Source organism: Halomonas sp. A29, from assembly GCF_046723295.1.
Lineage (GTDB): Bacteria > Pseudomonadota > Gammaproteobacteria > Pseudomonadales > Halomonadaceae > Halomonas.
The window spans coordinates 1-16074 of sequence record NZ_JAXQPR010000016.1; the positions used below are offsets into that span (position 1 = coordinate 1).

General features: G+C 63.9%; 13 protein-coding genes. 8 read left to right on the plus strand and 5 right to left on the minus strand.

The annotated features are described in order from the left end of the window. From SPH52_RS21255 to SPH52_RS21270, 4 genes are all read left to right on the plus strand, one after another. Nucleotides 1-396 (plus strand): hypothetical protein (locus SPH52_RS21255; RefSeq protein WP_411797044.1); only part of this gene is annotated, 396 nt, incomplete at its 5' end. Nucleotides 397-419: 23 nt separating this feature from the next. Beyond that, nucleotides 420-1166 carry a hypothetical protein gene (locus SPH52_RS21260; RefSeq protein ID WP_411797045.1) on the plus strand — a complete coding sequence of 249 codons (747 nt, stop codon included), beginning with the start codon at nucleotides 420-422 and terminating at the stop codon, nucleotides 1164-1166. A 4-nt stretch (nucleotides 1167-1170) separates the two neighbouring features. Continuing rightward, nucleotides 1171-1467: a hypothetical protein gene (locus SPH52_RS21265; RefSeq protein ID WP_411797046.1), complete on the plus strand. Its 297-nt coding sequence runs from the start codon at nucleotides 1171-1173 to the stop codon at nucleotides 1465-1467. Between the two features lie 11 nt (nucleotides 1468-1478). Then, entirely contained in the window at nucleotides 1479-1604 is a 126-nt protein-coding gene (locus SPH52_RS21270) for a hypothetical protein (RefSeq protein ID WP_411797047.1), read from the plus strand. A 77-nt stretch (nucleotides 1605-1681) separates the two neighbouring features. On the opposite strand, the gene SPH52_RS21275 is transcribed toward SPH52_RS21270, so the two are convergent. The 5 genes from SPH52_RS21275 to SPH52_RS21295 form a co-directional block, all read right to left on the minus strand. Further along, the gene (locus SPH52_RS21275) at nucleotides 1682-3190 is read right to left on the minus strand and encodes an MFS transporter (RefSeq protein WP_411797048.1); all 1509 of its coding nucleotides are present in this window, start codon (nucleotides 3188-3190) and stop codon (nucleotides 1682-1684) included. Between the two features lie 54 nt (nucleotides 3191-3244). Continuing rightward, nucleotides 3245-3703, minus strand: coding sequence for a universal stress protein (locus SPH52_RS21280; protein WP_411797049.1), 459 nt, complete (start codon nucleotides 3701-3703; stop codon nucleotides 3245-3247). Nucleotides 3704-3772: 69 nt separating this feature from the next. Next, nucleotides 3773-5404 (minus strand): antiporter, encoded by a 1632-nt coding sequence (locus SPH52_RS21285; protein WP_411797050.1) that lies wholly within the window; start codon nucleotides 5402-5404, stop codon nucleotides 3773-3775. A 285-nt stretch (nucleotides 5405-5689) separates the two neighbouring features. Further along, nucleotides 5690-6355: a two-component system response regulator NarL gene (narL, locus tag SPH52_RS21290; RefSeq protein WP_411797051.1), complete on the minus strand. Its 666-nt coding sequence runs from the start codon at nucleotides 6353-6355 to the stop codon at nucleotides 5690-5692. Between the two features lie 5 nt (nucleotides 6356-6360). After that, complete coding sequence (locus tag SPH52_RS21295; RefSeq protein WP_411797052.1) at nucleotides 6361-8253, minus strand: histidine kinase; 1893 nt, start codon at nucleotides 8251-8253, stop codon at nucleotides 6361-6363. Nucleotides 8254-8452: 199 nt separating this feature from the next. On the opposite strand from SPH52_RS21295, the gene SPH52_RS21300 reads away from it, so the two are divergent. The 4 genes from SPH52_RS21300 (at nucleotide 8453) to narJ (ending at nucleotide 16073) form a co-directional block, all read left to right on the plus strand. Next, on the plus strand, nucleotides 8453-9772 hold the full coding sequence (locus tag SPH52_RS21300; protein ID WP_411797053.1) for an MFS transporter: 1320 nt from the start codon (nucleotides 8453-8455) through the stop codon (nucleotides 9770-9772). A gap of 196 nt (nucleotides 9773-9968) precedes the next feature. Further along, nucleotides 9969-13733, plus strand: coding sequence for a nitrate reductase subunit alpha (locus SPH52_RS21305; RefSeq protein WP_411797054.1), 3765 nt, complete (start codon nucleotides 9969-9971; stop codon nucleotides 13731-13733). Next, on the plus strand, nucleotides 13730-15292 hold the full coding sequence (gene narH / locus SPH52_RS21310) for a nitrate reductase subunit beta (protein WP_411797055.1): 1563 nt from the start codon (nucleotides 13730-13732) through the stop codon (nucleotides 15290-15292). Before SPH52_RS21305 ends, narH begins: the two co-directional genes overlap by 4 nt. Then, nucleotides 15285-16073 (plus strand): nitrate reductase molybdenum cofactor assembly chaperone, encoded by a 789-nt coding sequence (narJ, locus tag SPH52_RS21315; RefSeq protein WP_411797056.1) that lies wholly within the window; start codon nucleotides 15285-15287, stop codon nucleotides 16071-16073. The genes narH and narJ overlap by 8 nt, the downstream gene beginning before the upstream one ends. The last annotated feature ends 1 nt before the right edge of the window (nucleotide 16074 follow it).

Genomic DNA, 16074 nt, shown 5'->3' on the forward strand with positions numbered 1-16074 from the left:
GCTGTGCACCATGTCGTCAGCGGTGTGCTGTTCAATGCCGTGGGCGACCGTGCCTTCGACAACCGCTGGGACGAGGGGAGCGCGCAGAAAATCGCCCTGCATGCCCTGGTCGGGGGCAGCGTTGCCGAAGCCATGGGCGGCGACTTCCGCACCGGTGCCCTGGCCGCGGGGGCCAGTGAAGCGCTCGTCCATCACCTCGTCGAGGACGGTCGAGCCAACCCGGTGCTCAGCAATACCATCGCTCAACTGGTAGGCATCGTCGCGGCGGAACTCAGCGGCGGCGACGTCAACGACGGCGCCTTCATCGCCGGCCAGGTGGAGAGCTACAACCGGCAGTTGCACTCCGAAGAGCGCAAGCTGGCAAGGGACTTGGCGGATCAGAGCGAGGGGCGCTAGAGATCGAGCAGGCGATGCGGGGCATGCATAACGATGGCTTGGGTGAAGGCCGGGGCGCCAATACCATCGTTGATCTGCACGATCTTGCCGACATAGACACCAACTATTTCGACTTTGGCGGAGACTGGCGCGCCATACCCGGTCCGGACGGCACGACTCGCTACCTGTTCCAGCAGGTGCCGACTGATGCCCCGCCCGAGCTGATCGCGTATATCATCGAGCAGACCGGTGGGGAAAACTACCCCTATCGTGCTCCTGTCTACCAACTCCCGGCAGAAGAGGCTGCGCCAGGCCAACCGCGTGATCGCCTCACAGGGCGGCCGCTTGACGAAGAAGGGCGGTACACGGTCAGCTATGTCGTGGATGGAAAGATCTTCCACGTCCCGCATTTTTCATGTGGAACGGCGGAATGTAATGCTCAGGGTGCCAACGTCGATTACAGCGACCCGGGAGCTCAGGCATGGGGGAGGGCACTGGATGCCAAGGCAGTAAGTGACGCCGGTCGATTGGCAACAGCGGGTGTTGTAGTAGTTTCAGCGTCAGTTGGCTTGCCTTTATCGATGGGCTCTACTGCGCTTAGCTTACATGAAGGTTATTTGAGTGAAAATACTGCTCATTCGGCATCTAAAGCGGTGTTGATTGCTGGGTTTGAGAAATATGCTCAAGCAAGAGGGTTGCCAGCTCCTGCGGCAAGGAGGTTGGCTGCAGCAATCGATCTTACCGGAAGGTGGGATGCTATATTGAATAATGGTGAGAGCTTTGTGAGGTGAAGTGGTGAGTAATAGTGGCTCTACTTGGCTGAAGGTTAGAAACCGATATCGTATTTATGCGGTTTGGTTATTGGCGGTAGTGCCTGTAGCTTATTCCTTCTGGCATTACTGGGGAGTGTGGTCGACCTTTTTTGGGGCTTTGGCAGGTCATTGGTTATTTTGGCAAGCTATCGTTGCATATTTATATGACAAGACAATCTGGCCCGGAGGAGCTACGCCAGAAGCTGGAAATGTAGTTCGAGGAGGCGTGGTGGCATTTGCTGTGACAGGATATGTTGTAATGTTTTTTTATTTTTTTTGAATTTAATCTATGTGCTGAAGCCCGGTCTGCTGATCAAGCGCATCGACAGCACCGTAGCAAAGCACGGCGCCCACGAGAGCCGTTCCGGTCTTCTGGCCCGGGCAGCGCTGCATGAACTCGAGCGTCACGCCCAGTAAAGCCAAGTCTTCGTCACTCAGTACCGCACAAAAAAGCGGCGACCGAAGTCGCCGCCCTTTGATGAAGCCCAGCCGGCTCAACCCTGCTGCGGCTTGGCCTGTGCCGCGGCCAGTTCCTGCTCTTCGATCATGCGGTCTACCGAGGAGACGTAGTACTCCTCGTCGAACGCGCCTTCCGGCTCCTTCAGCCAGATCAGGCAGATCAGCCAGCTGAGGAAGGCGCCGCCGGCGATGATGTAGAAGAACTGAGTGGGGGTGACGAAGGTGAAGATGGTCAGGTATACCACCGCCCCCACGTTGCCGTAGGCGCCGGCCATGCCCGAGATCTGCCCGGTGATGCGGCGCTTGATCGAGGGGATGATGCCGAAGGTGGCGCCCTCCGCCCCCTGCACGAAGAAGGAGGTGAAGATGGTGATGGCGATGGCGATGATCAGCGGCCAGTTGGAGTTGAGCAGGCCCATCAGCACGAAGCCGATGCCGATGCCGAACATGTAGCTGAGCATGACGAAGCGGCGGTTGCCCATGCGGTCCGATACCAGGCCGCCCATGGGGCGCGCCACCAGGTTGACGAAGGCGAACGAGGCGGCGATCAGGCCTGCGGCGGCGGCGGTCAGCCCCCAGGTTTCCTCGAAGAACATCGGCAGCATCGAGACTACCGCCAGCTCGGCGCCGAAGTTGGCGAAGTAGGTGCTGTTGAGCGCGGCCACGCTGCTGAAGGAGTACTTGTCGTCCTCCGGCACGCCTTTCTTCAGGATCGGCACGTTCACCCGCAGGATCTGCACGATCTGGTAGACCACTACCGCGGCGATCACCACGTAGCAGATCAGCGCGCCGGTACTGGAGAGGTAGCCCATGCCTTCGATGCGCCATACCAGGATCGCCAGACAGCCCACCAGAGGAATGGTCCACAGGATCAGCTTGATCATGTCGCCCCAGGAGCTTACTTCCATGGCCAGCGCCTTGCGCGGCTTGCGGTGGGCGCGAGCGTCGGGGCCGTCGGTGATGGCGAACCAGTAGAACACGCCGTAGGCGGCCATCACGATGGCGCTCATGCCGATGGCGTAACGCCAGCCGTCGGCGCCACCGAACATGGTCAGGGCGATGGTGGGTAGCGTCATGGCGGCAGCGGCCGAGCCGAAGTTACCCCAGCCGGCGTAGAAGCCTTCGGCGAAGCCGATGTCCTTGGGCTTGAACCACAGCGCGGTCATGTGGATGCCGACCACGAAGCTGGCACCGATGGAGCTCAGCACCAGGCGCGAGATGAGCAGCTGCGACATGGTGTTGCCGAAGGCGAACACCAGCGCCGGCACGGCCATGGTGACCATCAGCACCGAGAACACCCGGCGCGGGCCGAAGCGGTCCAGCGCCATGCCGACGATGATGCGTGCCGGGATGGTCAGCGCCACGTTGACGATGGCGAACAGGCGAATGTCGTCGCGGGTCAGCCAGTCGACGCTCTTGAGCATGCTCGATGCCAAGGGCGCCATGTTGAACCACACGTAGAAGGTGATGAAGAACGCGATCCAGGTCAGGTGCAGGGCCCTGATCTCCGGACTGCGGAACTTGAAGACGGCGGACACTTTCATGGTCGTATCATCCTGAAGTGAGAACTTTTGTGGCCACGCATGACGGGATCGCCGTCACGGGCTGGGCAGGATCAAAAGAGGACACTCGACGCGTCGGGCCAGGAATGAGCTGACCTTACCGAAGGTCATGTAGTCGAGTTCGTCGACGAAGTAGCTCAGTGACTGGGCGATGATGCCGCCGTCGGGCTTGCTGCTGTGGCGCGCGATGACCAATACGTCCGGCTGGTGCTTCTGGGTGGCCTGCAGCAGCATCTTGCGGGCGTCGCCCTCGGCCAGCACCCAGTCCACTTCGAAGCCCTCCTGATGGGCGAAGTCGGCACCCTCCTTGAGCGCCGCCTTCCGCTCTTCGTACTCCTGCTGGAAGAGGTCCTCGTTGGCGTCGGTGACGTCGCGGGGGTTCTCCGCCACGCCGACCAGAATCAGCGTGGGGGCGTTGCAGCGAAACAAGCTGACGGTCTGGGCCAAGGCCAGCTTGGCGTTGCGTGAGCCGTCATAAGCGATCATGACTTTCATGACATCCCTCCGAAGAAGGCAAGGTAGTGGGGTGTGCTCCGGTCATTCACCGGAGCACGGACGACGGCATCAGGGGTTTTTGACGTAGGCGTTGGGGCGCAGGTAGAACCACCAGTTGATCACCAGGCACACGGCGTAGAAGATCGCGAAGCCGTACATGGCGAGCTCAGGGGTGCCGGCGCGGATCTGGCCGCCCATCACCACCGGGGCGATGAAGGCGCCGTAGGCGGCCACCGCGGAGGTCCAGCCCAGTACCGGACCCTTCTGCTGGGCATCGAAGATCACACCGATGCTGCGGAAGGTGGAGCCGTTACCGATGCCGCTGGCGGCGAACAGGATCACGAACAGCAGCATGAACAGGGCGAAGTAGCTGTTGGGGTCGGTGGAGTTATAGGCCAGCATCATCACGTAGCCGGTCACCGCCGAGGCCACCACCATGACCACCGAGATCACCTGGGTGACGATGGAGCCGCCCACCTTGTCGGAGATCCAGCCGCCGATGGGGCGAATCAGGGCGCCGACAAAGGGACCGATCCATGCCCAGGTCAGGGCGCTGGGACCGTTGGGGTTGACCACGCGGGCCACGCTGCCGTCAGCGGCGACTTCCATCATGTTGCCGAAGATGACGTTGATCGAGAGCGGCAGCGCCGCGGAGAAGCCGATGAACGAGCCGAAGGTCAGGATGTAGAGCACCGTCATCGACCAGGTGTGCTTGTTCGAGAAGATGGCAAACTGCTTCTGGATGTTGGGCTTGATCTCACCGGGGATCAGGCGCATCAGGGCCAGGGTCAGCAGGATGGTGACCGGCAGGGCCACCCACATGCCCAGCCACTGCAGGGTGAAGACGCCCACCACGGTGGCCACGGCACCCACGCCGTAGAGCCCCAGGATCTTGCCGAAGGCCTGCAGCGGCGTACCCGGGTTGGGCGTGATGGGGCGCAGGTTGTTCATGCCGAACCAGCCGAGGAAGGCCAGTGGCACCAGGAATACCAGCCAGACGAAGCCGGCGTTCTGGATCCAGGTCGGCGTGCCCGCTTCGATGCGGCCGATCAGCGTGCCGCTGGCGCTCTGCAGTTCCATGGAGCCGCCGGCGATGACGCCGAAGATGCCCACGGTCATCACCAGCGGGATCAGGATCTGCATGGTGGTGACGCCGAAGTTACCCAGGCCGGCGTTCATGCCCAGCGCATAGCCCTGCTGCTTCTTGGGGAAGAAGGTCGAGATGTTGCTCATCGAGGCGGCGAAGTTGCCGCCGCCGATGCCCGAGAGCAGCGCGAGGACCTGGAACACCCAGAACGGCGTGCCGGGGTTCATCAGCGCGAACCCGGTGCCGAAGGCGGGGATCATCAGCAGTGCGGTGGTCAAGAACACGGTGTTGCGCCCGCCGGCGATGCGGATCATGAACGAGGCGGGGATGCGCAGGGTGGCACCGGCAAGGCCGGCGATGGCGGTCAGCATGAAGAGCTGGTCGACGGCGAAGGGGAAGCCCAGGTTCTGCATCTGGGTGGTGATCATGCCCCACATCATCCACACCGCGAAGCCCATCAGCAGGCTGGGGATGGAGATCCACAGGTTGCGGGAGGCGATCTTCTTGCCTTCCTGCTCCCAGAACTGCTCGTCTTCTATGTCCCACTGCTCGATGTCGGCATTCTTTGGCCTGCCGGCACCGAGCTTGCCGATATCGGCGCTCGATTTAGCCATGACGTTTCCCCTTGAGTTTCGACTGATCCCGCCTTGCGACATCCGTCCTGACCGGGATCAATTCAGGTTCGGTTGAGGCAAAGATACGCCTGGGAAATGAGCGGCGAAACTGGCCGAAAACGGAGAAAAATCAGCGGAATACCCCTTGAGGGGTAGCAGTGGTATTGAAGTAACTCCTTGTTTTTTCGAGCGCTTGTAAAAGAGAGGGTAAACGAAAAGGCGCCTTGCCGGCGCCTGGGAGTCTTTGGAGGTATCCACACAGAACCGGGGGTATCCCCCGGCGTTCTACCTATCGATGCCTTCCTGCACGGCCCACACCGCCGCCTCTACCCGCGAGCGCAGATTGAGCTTCTTCAGCAGGTGCTTGACGTGAACCTTCACCGTGCCTTCGGAGATGTCGAGCTTGCGGGCGATCAGCTTGTTGGAGAGCCCGGCAGCGAGTTCGCGGAGGATCTCGCGCTCGCGCTGGGTCAGGCTGTGGATGTCCGGCGTGGCCGGCGCCGAGCGCTGGTTGCGCAGCGCCTCGGCGAGCAGGGCGGTGAGGCTTTCGCTGACCACCATGCGGCCGAGTGCCGCCTGGCGCAGCTGGCGTACCATATCCTCGGGCTCCATGTCCTTGAGCAGGTAGCCGTCGGCGCCACCGCGTAGGGCCGCCACTAGGTCCTCTTCGTGATCGGAGACGGTGAACATCACGATGCGCCCGGCATAGCCCGACTCGCGCAGCGCCTTCAGCGTCTGGATGCCGTCCATCCCCGGCATGTTGAGGTCGAGCAGGATCAGGTCCGGGTCGAGCTCGGCGGCCAGGCGCACGCCCTGCTGCGGCTCGCCGGTGTCGGCGATAAGCTGGAGGTCGTCCTCCAGCTCGAGCAGTTGGGCCACGCCGCGGCGCAGCAGCGGATGGTCGTCGATGATCAGGATACTGGCGGGGGTCTCGTTGACTGACTGGCCCATGGGTCTCAGTTTCCTTGGTCGTGAAGGGTGGATTCGGTGGTGGGCTGGCTGGTGATCAGTCGCGCCGTCTGTGGTGTGAAGACCACTTCCACGCAGGTGCCGCCCTCGGCGCGGTTGGAGAGTTTCAGCTCGCCGCTCAGGGTGTGCGCCCGGTCGCGCATGATCACCAGGCCGTAGTGCATGGGCGGCGAGTCGTCGTTCTCCAGCCCCACGCCGTCGTCCTCGATACGCAGCATGATACGCGCATCGAGGAACTTCACCGTGACCGCGGCCCAGTGCGCTTCGGCGTGCTTGTGGATGTTGCTCAGCGCTTCGCGGGCGATCTGCAGAACGTGGATCTCCTCGTTGGGGTTGAGCAGGTGGGGCGGCACGTCGTAGTGCAGCTCCACCGGTGCCCCCATGCGCTCGGAGAACTCTCCGGTGGTCTGCAGCAGGGCGGTCTGCAGGCCCGGACCTTCGAGCTTGAGGCGGAAGGTGGTGAGCAGTTCGCGCAGCTGGCGATAGGCGCTGTTGAGCCCGGTACGCAGCTCGTCGAACACCGCGGCCTGCATCTCCTTGGGAGCGTCCTTGGCCTGCATGCGTTCCAGCCGCGCCACCTGCATCTTCAGGTAGGAGAGCGACTGGGCCAGGGAGTCGTGCAGCTCGCGGGCGATGATGGTGCGTTCGTTCATCAGCGAGACCTGCTGCTCCTCCTCGATGCGCCGCTGCAGGTATACCGCCGTGGCCAGCTGGTCGGCCAGGGCGTTGAGCAGCCGGCGCACGCTGTCGGAGAGGCGCTCCTCCTTGGGATACCACACTTCCAGGGTGCCCAGCATCTCGTCTCCCACGCTCACCGGCAACAGCACGCAGTCGCCGTCCTCGGTATTGCTCAGGCGGATGGGCTGCGGGGCGATCAGGCAGGCGTGGCAGTCATGATCGCGGCAGTAGTCCGGACGGCGCGCCGCGTGGGTGGCCAGTATCGGCACCTGGCGGTCGGCGTGAGGATCGTTGAGCGACAGCCGGATCGGGCCGATCTCCAGCAGTTCGGCCACGCGGCGCAGCATGGGGGCGGCGCTGGTGCACAGGTCGTTGCCGCCGCCGTAGAGTGAGCGGCTGCCGTCATGGAGCACCTGCATGACCTGGTTGCTGCGCTCCAGCTCGGCCTTCTTGCGCGAGACCCGCTCTTCCAGCTCGGCGTAGCTGGCGCCCAGTTCCTCGGACATGGTGTCGAAGGTATGGCCGAGCATGGAGAGCTCGTCGCTGCCCTTGAGCTGGGTGCGCAGAGAGAAGTTGCGCTGGGCGACTTCGCGGGCCAGTACCATCAACTGGCGCAGCGGCGCCACCAGATTGTGGCGGATGTCGTAGAGCGCAATGGCGACCACCACCGCCGTCAGGCCCAGGAACAGGATCTGCAGGGCGCTGAGCAGGCGGATCTTGGCTTCGCTGTTCTGTTCGAGCTGCTTGACCAGGGTGTCGATGTCGGCCACCAGACCATCGAGGGTTCGATTGAGCGGCTCGATGCGCACGTACTGGCTGGCCACCGCCTCGCTCACCTGAGGGGATAGCTCGTTGTGCCAGCGCCCCAGGATCAACCGATACTGGCGGCGCATCTCGTGGGCCTCGGAAACGGGAATGGCGCCGGTCAACGCATCGCTTTGCAGCCGATCCTCGAAGCGGCGTTTGAGCACGTGGACTTCGGCCTGGTGCTCCATGGATGGGATGCGCTCGTAGCGCTGCAGGGCGGCCACGATCTGGTAGGTATTCATGCGCAGCGAGCCGGCGACGTTGATCGCCGCGGCATCGCCGCGACTGCCCCCGGCCACTGCCATGGTCACCACGATGCTGATCAAGGCCAGGGCGCTGATCGCCAGCAGCGAGGCAACGATGCGGGCCACGAGTGAGCGTTGCAGCAGTTTCATCGGCGGTGGGCGTCTCCGGCAGAAATGCGGGGCATGTCGACACTATATACCCTCGCCGACACTATACCCCATGGGGCGGTGGGGCATCCTACCGGCAGTTGCGGCAGGCTGCTACCAAAGAGGTACCTCGGATGCCCTTTTGACGCTGCGAAGGGCGGGAACGAGAATCTCTTCGACCACACCCTGAGACATACCGTTCATGCAGCCTGTACAAGCCCCCGTGCTGGGCCCGCAGGTCGACTATCGTTCGCTGGTGGTCGTGCTGCTGTCGCCGCTGGCCTTTGCCCTGGTCTTCGCCAGTTGGACCATCTTCGCCGTGCTGGGCGTTGAGCTGAAGCGCGTGCTGCTCTTCGGCGAGGTACAGTTTGCCGTGCTGCTGGCGATGCCCATGCTCACCGGCGCGCTGGCCGCACTGCCCATGGCGCTGCTGGCACGCCGCGTGGGCGGTCGGCGGGTGATGATCGGCAGCCTGCTGCTGATTTGCCCCTTGCTGTGGGCCATCGCCTATTCGGATGTCTACCTTGAATTCCTGCTGGCAGGCGCCGGCCTGGGGCTGGGTGCTGGCTCGCTGGCTGCCGGCCTGGTCTATGTGGCCTCGCTGTGCCCGCGGCGCCATGCCGGCCTGGCGCTGGGACTTTATGGCGCCGGCATGCTGGGCGCCGGACTCACCTACTTCCTGTTGCCGTTGGTCAGCCAGGCCTATGGCTGGCCCATGGCACCCAAGCTGTTTCTCTTGCCGGTACTGCTGGTGGCGCTGCTGCTATGGATCTTCGCCGAAGATGCACCGCGAATGCCCCATGCACCCCTCGACTCATTAGCAGAGCCGGATGGCGCAAGGTCAGAAAGCCCCTCGTGGTACTGGCTGCCACCCCCGGCAGTGTGCCGTCTGGCGCTCTACTACAGCTTCTTCTATGGCGCCTTCGTGGCGCTGGCGCTGTGGCTGCCGGGGTACCTCGCCGCCCAGTACGCCCTGCCACTCAAGCAGGCTGCGCTGTGGGCACTGGCTTTCACCCTGCCGGTCGGGATCGGCCAGATCGTCGGCGGCGCCTTGGCCGACCGGCGCGACTTCCGCGACCTGCGCTGGTGGGTCAGCGCCTGCGTGATGGTGTGCCTGTTCCTGCTCTCCTACCCCGACTTCACCATGCAGATTCACGGCGTGCACGGTGACATCGCGCTACGCTTCTCCATGCCGCTCGGTGGCTTCACCGCGTTGCTGGCCGTCATGGGGATGGCCATGGGCATCGGCAAGGGCAGCCTGATGTGCTTGCTGTATCGCGATCACGGTGACGACATGGCTCGCTCGGGTGGGCTGGCACTGGCCCTGGGTGGGCTGTTCGCCGCGGTTTTGCCGCTGATGTTCGTGTTGGGCAACGAATGGATCGGCATTCGCACCGCCGGCTTCATGTTCCTCTACGCCGCGCTGGCGGTGTGCATGCTGCTGATGCTGTGGGATGGTGCCCGCACTCGCTCTTCCCCCCTCACTCGCCATTCCTCCCAACCTCCCTCCCAGGCGGACTAACCCCCTTTCAGCGGGCCTTCTATCACCTTGTAGGTAGAGGGGGTGTATATGGAGGTAACCTGGCAGTAATCCGCTTTTCGATGCTCCAGAATCGCTTCAAGAACCTGCCCCGGCGGTCGTGTGGAACACGTCGCACGACACGGCAGGCGGGGTGGCCCGGGTGCCACGCAATATTTCAAGAAGCCTGGAGACGACCATGAGTCACTTCTTAGATCGGCTGAATTTCTTCCGCAAGGCGCGCGAGCCCTTCGCCAACGACCATGGCGAGACCCGCGAGGAGTCCCGTGGCTGGGAAGACGGCTACCGTCAGCGCTGGCAGCACGACAAGGTCGTGCGTTCCACCCATGGCGTGAACTGCACCGGTTCCTGCAGCTGGAAGATCTACGTCAAGAACGGCCTGGTCACCTGGGAAACCCAGCAGACCGACTATCCGCGTACCCGTCCGGACCTGCCCAACCACGAGCCGCGTGGCTGCCCGCGTGGCGCCAGCTACTCCTGGTACATGTACAGCGCCAACCGCCTCAAGTACCCGCTGATCCGCAAGCCGCTGCTCAGGCTGTGGCGCGAAGCCAAGCAGCAGCACGGCGACCCGGTCGACGCCTGGGCCTCCATCGTTTCCGACCCGGCCAAGACCAAGCAGTACAAACGCGCCCGCGGCATGGGTGGCTTCGTACGTGCCAACTGGGACGAGCTCAACGAGCTGGTCGCAGCGTCCAACGTCTACACCGCCAAGCAGTACGGCCCGGACCGCATCATCGGCTTCTCGCCGATTCCCGCCATGTCCATGGTCAGCTACGCCGCGGGCAGCCGTTACCTGTCGCTGATCGGCGGCGTGTGCATGAGTTTCTACGACTGGTACTGCGACCTGCCGCCGGCCAGCCCGCAGACCTGGGGCGAGCAGACCGACGTACCGGAATCGGCTGACTGGTACAACTCCGGCTATATCATCGCCTGGGGGTCCAACGTGCCCCAGACCCGTACCCCGGATGCCCACTTCTTCACCGAAGTGCGCTACAAGGGCACCAAGACCGTCTCCATCACCCCGGATTATGCCGAGGTCTCCAAGCTCACCGACGAGTGGCTGTCGGTCAAGCAGGGCACCGACGCCGCGCTGGGCATGGCCATGGGCCACGTCATCCTCAAGGAATTCCACCTCGAGAAGCCCAGTGCCTACTTCACCGAGTACGTGCGCAAGTACTCCGACATGCCCTTCCTGGTCGAACTCGAAGCCCGCGAAGACGGCAGCTTCGTGCCCGGCAAGCAGCTGCGCACCAGCGACTTCGAAGGCAACCTGGGCCAGGACAACAACCCCGAGTGGAAGACCGTGGCGTGGGACGAGCTGTCCGACCGCCTCGTGGTGCCGAACGGCTCCATTGGCTTCCGCTGGGGTGAGAAGGAAGAGAACCAAGGCAAGTGGAACCTCGAAGAGCGCAGCGCGGATGGCGAAGAGATCAAGCCGCTGCTGACCCTGGCCGAAAACCACGACGACGTGGCCAAGGTGGCGTTCCCCTACTTCGGCGGCATCGCCCACGAGCACTTCGACCACGTGGCGGGCAATGAGCTGCTGTTCCACAGCCTGCCGGCCAAGCGCCTGACCAAGGCCGACGGCACCGAGATCCTCGCCGTCACCGTATTCGACCTGATGTGCGCCAACTACGGCATCGACCGTGGCTTCGGCAAGGAAGGCGAGGACGACGGCGCGACTTCCTACGACCAGGTTCGCCCCTACACGCCGGCCTGGCAGGAGAAGATCACTGGCGTGCCCGCCGAGCAGGTCGCCCGCATCGCCCGTGAGTTCGCCGACAACGCCGACAAGACCCGGGGACGTTCCATGGTCATCGTGGGTGCCGCGATGAACCACTGGTACCACATGGACATGAACTACCGCGGACTGATCAACATGCTGGTCATGTGCGGCTGTATCGGCCAGAGCGGCGGCGGCTGGGCCCACTATGTCGGCCAGGAGAAGCTGCGCCCGCAGACCGGCTGGACCCCGCTGGCCTTCGGCCTCGACTGGCAGCGTCCGCCGCGCCACATGAACTCCACCTCCTTCTTCTACAACCACTCCTCCCAGTGGCGCTACGAGAAGCTCGAGATCAAGGAGATCCTGTCGCCGCTGGCCAACCCGGCCGACTACAGCGGCAGCCTGATCGACTTCAACGTGCGCTCCGAGCGCATGGGCTGGCTGCCCTCCGCGCCGCAGCTCGGTACCAACCCGCTGCGCCTGGCCAAGGCCGCCGAGGCTGCCGGCATGTCGACCAAGGACTACGCCGTCCAGCAGCTCAAGAGCGGCGAGCTGGCGTTTGCCGCCGAGGATCCGGATAGCCCGCAGAACTTCCCGCGCAACCTCTTCGTGTGGCGCTCCAACCTGCTGGGCAGCTCGGGCAAGGGTCACGAGTACATGCTCAAGTACCTGCTGGGCACCCGTCACGGTATCCAGGGCAAGGACCTGGGCGAGGCCGGTGGCCAGAAGCCGGAAGAGGTGAAGTGGCACGACGAGGCGCCGGAAGGCAAGCTCGACCTGGTGGTCACGCTGGACTTCCGCATGTCCTCTACCTGCCTCTACTCCGACGTGGTGCTGCCGACGGCCACCTGGTACGAGAAGAACGACCTCAACACCTCGGACATGCACCCGTTCATCCACCCGCTGACCGCGGCCACCGACCCGGCGTGGGAGTCGCGCAGCGATTGGGACATCTACAAGGGCATCGCCAAGGCGTTCTCCGAGGTGTGCGTAGGCCATCTGGGCGAGGAGACCGACCTGGTCACCCTGCCGCACCAGCACGACTCCCCGGCTGAGCTGGCCCAGCCCGAAGTGAAGGATTGGAAGAAGGGCGAGTGCGAGCCGATCCCCGGCAAGACCATGCCGGCGCTGATCGAGGTCAAGCGCAACTACCCGGAAACCTACGAGCGCTTCACCTCCGTGGGCCCGCTGCTCGAGACCATCGGCAACGGCGGCAAGGGCATCGCCTGGAACACTGAGTCCGAGGTCGAGCTGCTCGGCAAGCTGAACTATCGCAAGACCGAAGGGCCCGCCAAGGGCCGGCCGAAGATCGAAACCGCGATCGACGCCGCCGAGATGATCCTGACCCTGGCGCCGGAAACCAACGGTGCGGTGGCGGTCAAGGCGTGGGACGCGCTGTCCAAGATCACCGGACGCGACCACACCCACCTGGCCACGCCCAAGCACGAAGAGAAGATTCGCTTCCGCGACATCGTGGCACAGCCGCGCAAGATCATCTCGAGCCCGACCTGGTCCGGCCTGGAAGACGAGCACGTCTCCTACAACGCCGGCTACACCAACGTGCACGAGCTGATTCCGTGGCGCACCGTGAGCGGCCGCCAGCAGTTCTACCAGGATCACCCCTGGATGCGCGCCTTCGGCGAGAGCCTGCTGGTCTACCGTCCGCCGATCAACACCAAGACGATCACCGGCTTCACCATGCCGGAGGACAACGGCAACCCGACCAAGGCGCTGAACTGGATCACGCCGCACCAGAAGTGGGGTATCCACTCTACCTACAGCGACAACCTGCTGATGCTGACCCTAAACCGCGGCGGCCCGGTGGTGTGGATGTCGGAGAACGACGCCCAGGAAATCGGCATCGAGGACAACGACTGGATCGAGCTGTTCAACGCCAACGGCGCGATCACCGCGCGGGCCATCGTCAGCCAGCGGGTCAAGGACGGCATGGTGATGATGTATCACGCCCAGGAGCGCCAGGTGAACGTGCCGGGCTCCGAGGTCACCAAGACCCGCGGCGGCATGCACAACTCCGTGACCCGGGTGTGCCCGAAGCCGACCCACATGATCGGCGGCTACGCGCAGCTCTCATACAGCTTCAACTACTACGGCACCGTTGGCTCCAACCGCGATGAATTCGTCCTGATACGCAAGATGAAGAACATCGACTGGCTGGATGGCGAAGGCAACGACAGCGTGCAGGAGACCGTGAAATGAAGATTCGTTCCCAAGTAGGCATGGTCCTCAACCTCGACAAGTGCATCGGCTGTCACACCTGCTCGGTCACCTGCAAGAACGTCTGGACCAGCCGTGAAGGACTGGAGTACGCCTGGTTCAACAACGTCGAGACCAAGCCCGGTATCGGCTACCCGAAGGAGTGGGAGAACCAGGACAAGTGGAAGGGCGGCTGGATGCGCCGCAAGGATGGCAAGATCGAACCGCGTATCGGCGGCAAGTGGCGGGTGCTGGCGAACATCTTCGCCAACCCCGACCTGCCCGAGATCGACGAGTACTACGAGCCGTTCGACTTCGACTACCAGCACCTGCATACCGCCAAGCAGGGCGATCACCAGCCGGTGGCACGTCCCCGCTCGCTGATTTCCGGCGAGCGCATGAAGAAGATCGAATGGGGCCCCAACTGGGAGGAGATCCTCGGCACCGAGTTCGCCAAGCGCCGCAAGGACAAGAACTTCGAGCAGGTGCAGGCCGACATCTACGGCCAGTTCGAAAACACCTTCATGATGTACCTGCCGCGCCTGTGCGAGCACTGCTTGAATCCGGCGTGCGTGGCCTCGTGCCCCAGCGGCGCGATCTACAAGCGCGAAGAGGACGGCATCGTCCTGATCGACCAGGACAAGTGCCGCGGCTGGCGGATGTGCATCTCCGGCTGCCCGTACAAGAAGATCTACTACAACTGGAAGACCGGCAAGTCCGAGAAGTGCATCTTCTGCTACCCGCGCATCGAAGCGGGCATGCCGACCGTGTGCTCCGAGACCTGCGTGGGCCGCATCCGCTACCTCGGCGTGTTGCTGTATGACGCCGACCGTATCGAGGAAGTGGCGAGCTCGCCGGACGTGCGCGACCTCTACCACCGCCAGCGGGAGATCTTCCTCGACCCCAACGACCCCGAGGTGATCGCCCAGGCCAAGCGTGACGGTATCGCCGACAACGTGATCAAGGCCGCCCAGGAGAGCCCGGTCTACAAGATGGCCATGGATTGGGGCCTGGCGCTGCCGCTGCACCCCGAGTATCGCACCCTGCCGATGGTCTGGTACGTGCCGCCGCTGTCGCCGATCCAGTCGGCCGCCGAGGCCGGCAAGGTCGAGTACGACGGCGTGCTGCCCAAGATCGAGTCGCTGCGTATCCCGGTACGCTACCTGGCCAACATGCTCACCGCCGGTGAGGAAGAGCCCGTGGTACTGGCGCTCAAGCGGCTGATGGCGATGCGCGTCTTCATGCGCAACCGCCACGTCGAAGGCAAGCATGACACCGAGGTGCTCGATGCCGTCGGCCTGAGCGAGGCCCAGGTGGAAGAGATGTATCGCTACCTGGCCATTGCCAACTACGAGGATCGCTTCGTGATTCCCACCAGCCATCGCGAGATGGCCACCGAAGCCTTCCCCGAGCGCGGCGGCTGCGGCTTCAGCTTCGGCGACGGCTGCCACGGCGAGAGCAAGCCGAGCTTGTTCAACGGCCGCAAGCAGACCAGCGCGCTGGTCAAGCCGGTCGACGTCTTCGACCCGAAGACTGACACCAAGGAGACTCACCATGGCTGAGGCAGCGCTGAAAATGACCGACGACGCAGCACTCCAGCCCGAGTTCGGCATGCGCAGCCTGCGCGTGCTGGCCCGCCTGCTGGACTACCCCACCGAGGCACTGCAGGGTGCCGTAGGTGACCTGATCGAGGCGCTCGACGCCGAGCGCCGCCTGCCGGCGGCGCTTAGGGCCGACCTGATGAGCTGGTGCCAGCGCATCGCGGACGGTGACCTGCTCGAGCTGCAGTCCGAGTACGTGGCGCTGTTCGACAAGGGCCGTGCCCACTCGCTGCTGCTGTTCGAACACGTGCACGGCGAATCCCGCGACCGCGGCCAGGCCATGGTCGACCTGATCGACGAGTACAAGGCTGCCGGTTTCGAGCTCGACGCCCGCGAGCTGCCCGACTACCTGCCGCTGTTCCTGGAGTATCTCTCCACCCGCAGCGACGAAGAGATCGGCCGCTGGCTGGGCGAGATCCGCCACATCCTGGCGCTGCTCACCGCACGCCTCGAGGAGCGCGGCGCCGACCAGGCCCTGGTCACCCGCGCGCTGCTGGCGCTGATCGACGCCGAAGAGGATGTCGAGGCGCAGCGCCAGGCGGTGGTCAGCGAGAAGCGCGACGACACCCCCGAGGCGCTGGACGCGGTATGGGAGGAGGAGGCGGTGCGTTTTTCCGCCAAGTCTGACGAGGACTGCGCGCTGCAGTCCGCCGAAGGGCGGCGTCTGGCCGAGCGCAAGCGGCAGGTACAGGGCGAGGCGATTCGTATCCTCGACCCCGTCGATGCCGCCAAGAAACATTAAC

Bases quoted from the DNA above. Each gene is read 5' to 3' on its own strand.
- narL (WP_411797051.1), bottom strand. From the start codon at position 6,355: ATGGGCCAGTCAGTCAACGAGACCCCCGCCAGTATCCTGATCATCGAC.
- SPH52_RS21305 (WP_411797054.1), top strand. From the start codon at position 9,969: ATGAGTCACTTCTTAGATCGGCTGAATTTCTTCCGCAAGGCGCGCGAG.
- SPH52_RS21280 (WP_411797049.1), bottom strand. From the start codon at position 3,703: ATGAAAGTCATGATCGCTTATGACGGCTCACGCAACGCCAAGCTGGCC.
- SPH52_RS21260 (WP_411797045.1), top strand. From the start codon at position 420: ATGCATAACGATGGCTTGGGTGAAGGCCGGGGCGCCAATACCATCGTT.
- SPH52_RS21295 (WP_411797052.1), bottom strand. From the start codon at position 8,253: ATGAAACTGCTGCAACGCTCACTCGTGGCCCGCATCGTTGCCTCGCTG.
- SPH52_RS21275 (WP_411797048.1), bottom strand. From the start codon at position 3,190: ATGAAAGTGTCCGCCGTCTTCAAGTTCCGCAGTCCGGAGATCAGGGCC.
- narH (WP_411797055.1), top strand. From the start codon at position 13,730: ATGAAGATTCGTTCCCAAGTAGGCATGGTCCTCAACCTCGACAAGTGC.
- SPH52_RS21285 (WP_411797050.1), bottom strand. From the start codon at position 5,404: ATGGCTAAATCGAGCGCCGATATCGGCAAGCTCGGTGCCGGCAGGCCA.
- SPH52_RS21300 (WP_411797053.1), top strand. From the start codon at position 8,453: ATGCAGCCTGTACAAGCCCCCGTGCTGGGCCCGCAGGTCGACTATCGT.
- narJ (WP_411797056.1), top strand. From the start codon at position 15,285: ATGGCTGAGGCAGCGCTGAAAATGACCGACGACGCAGCACTCCAGCCC.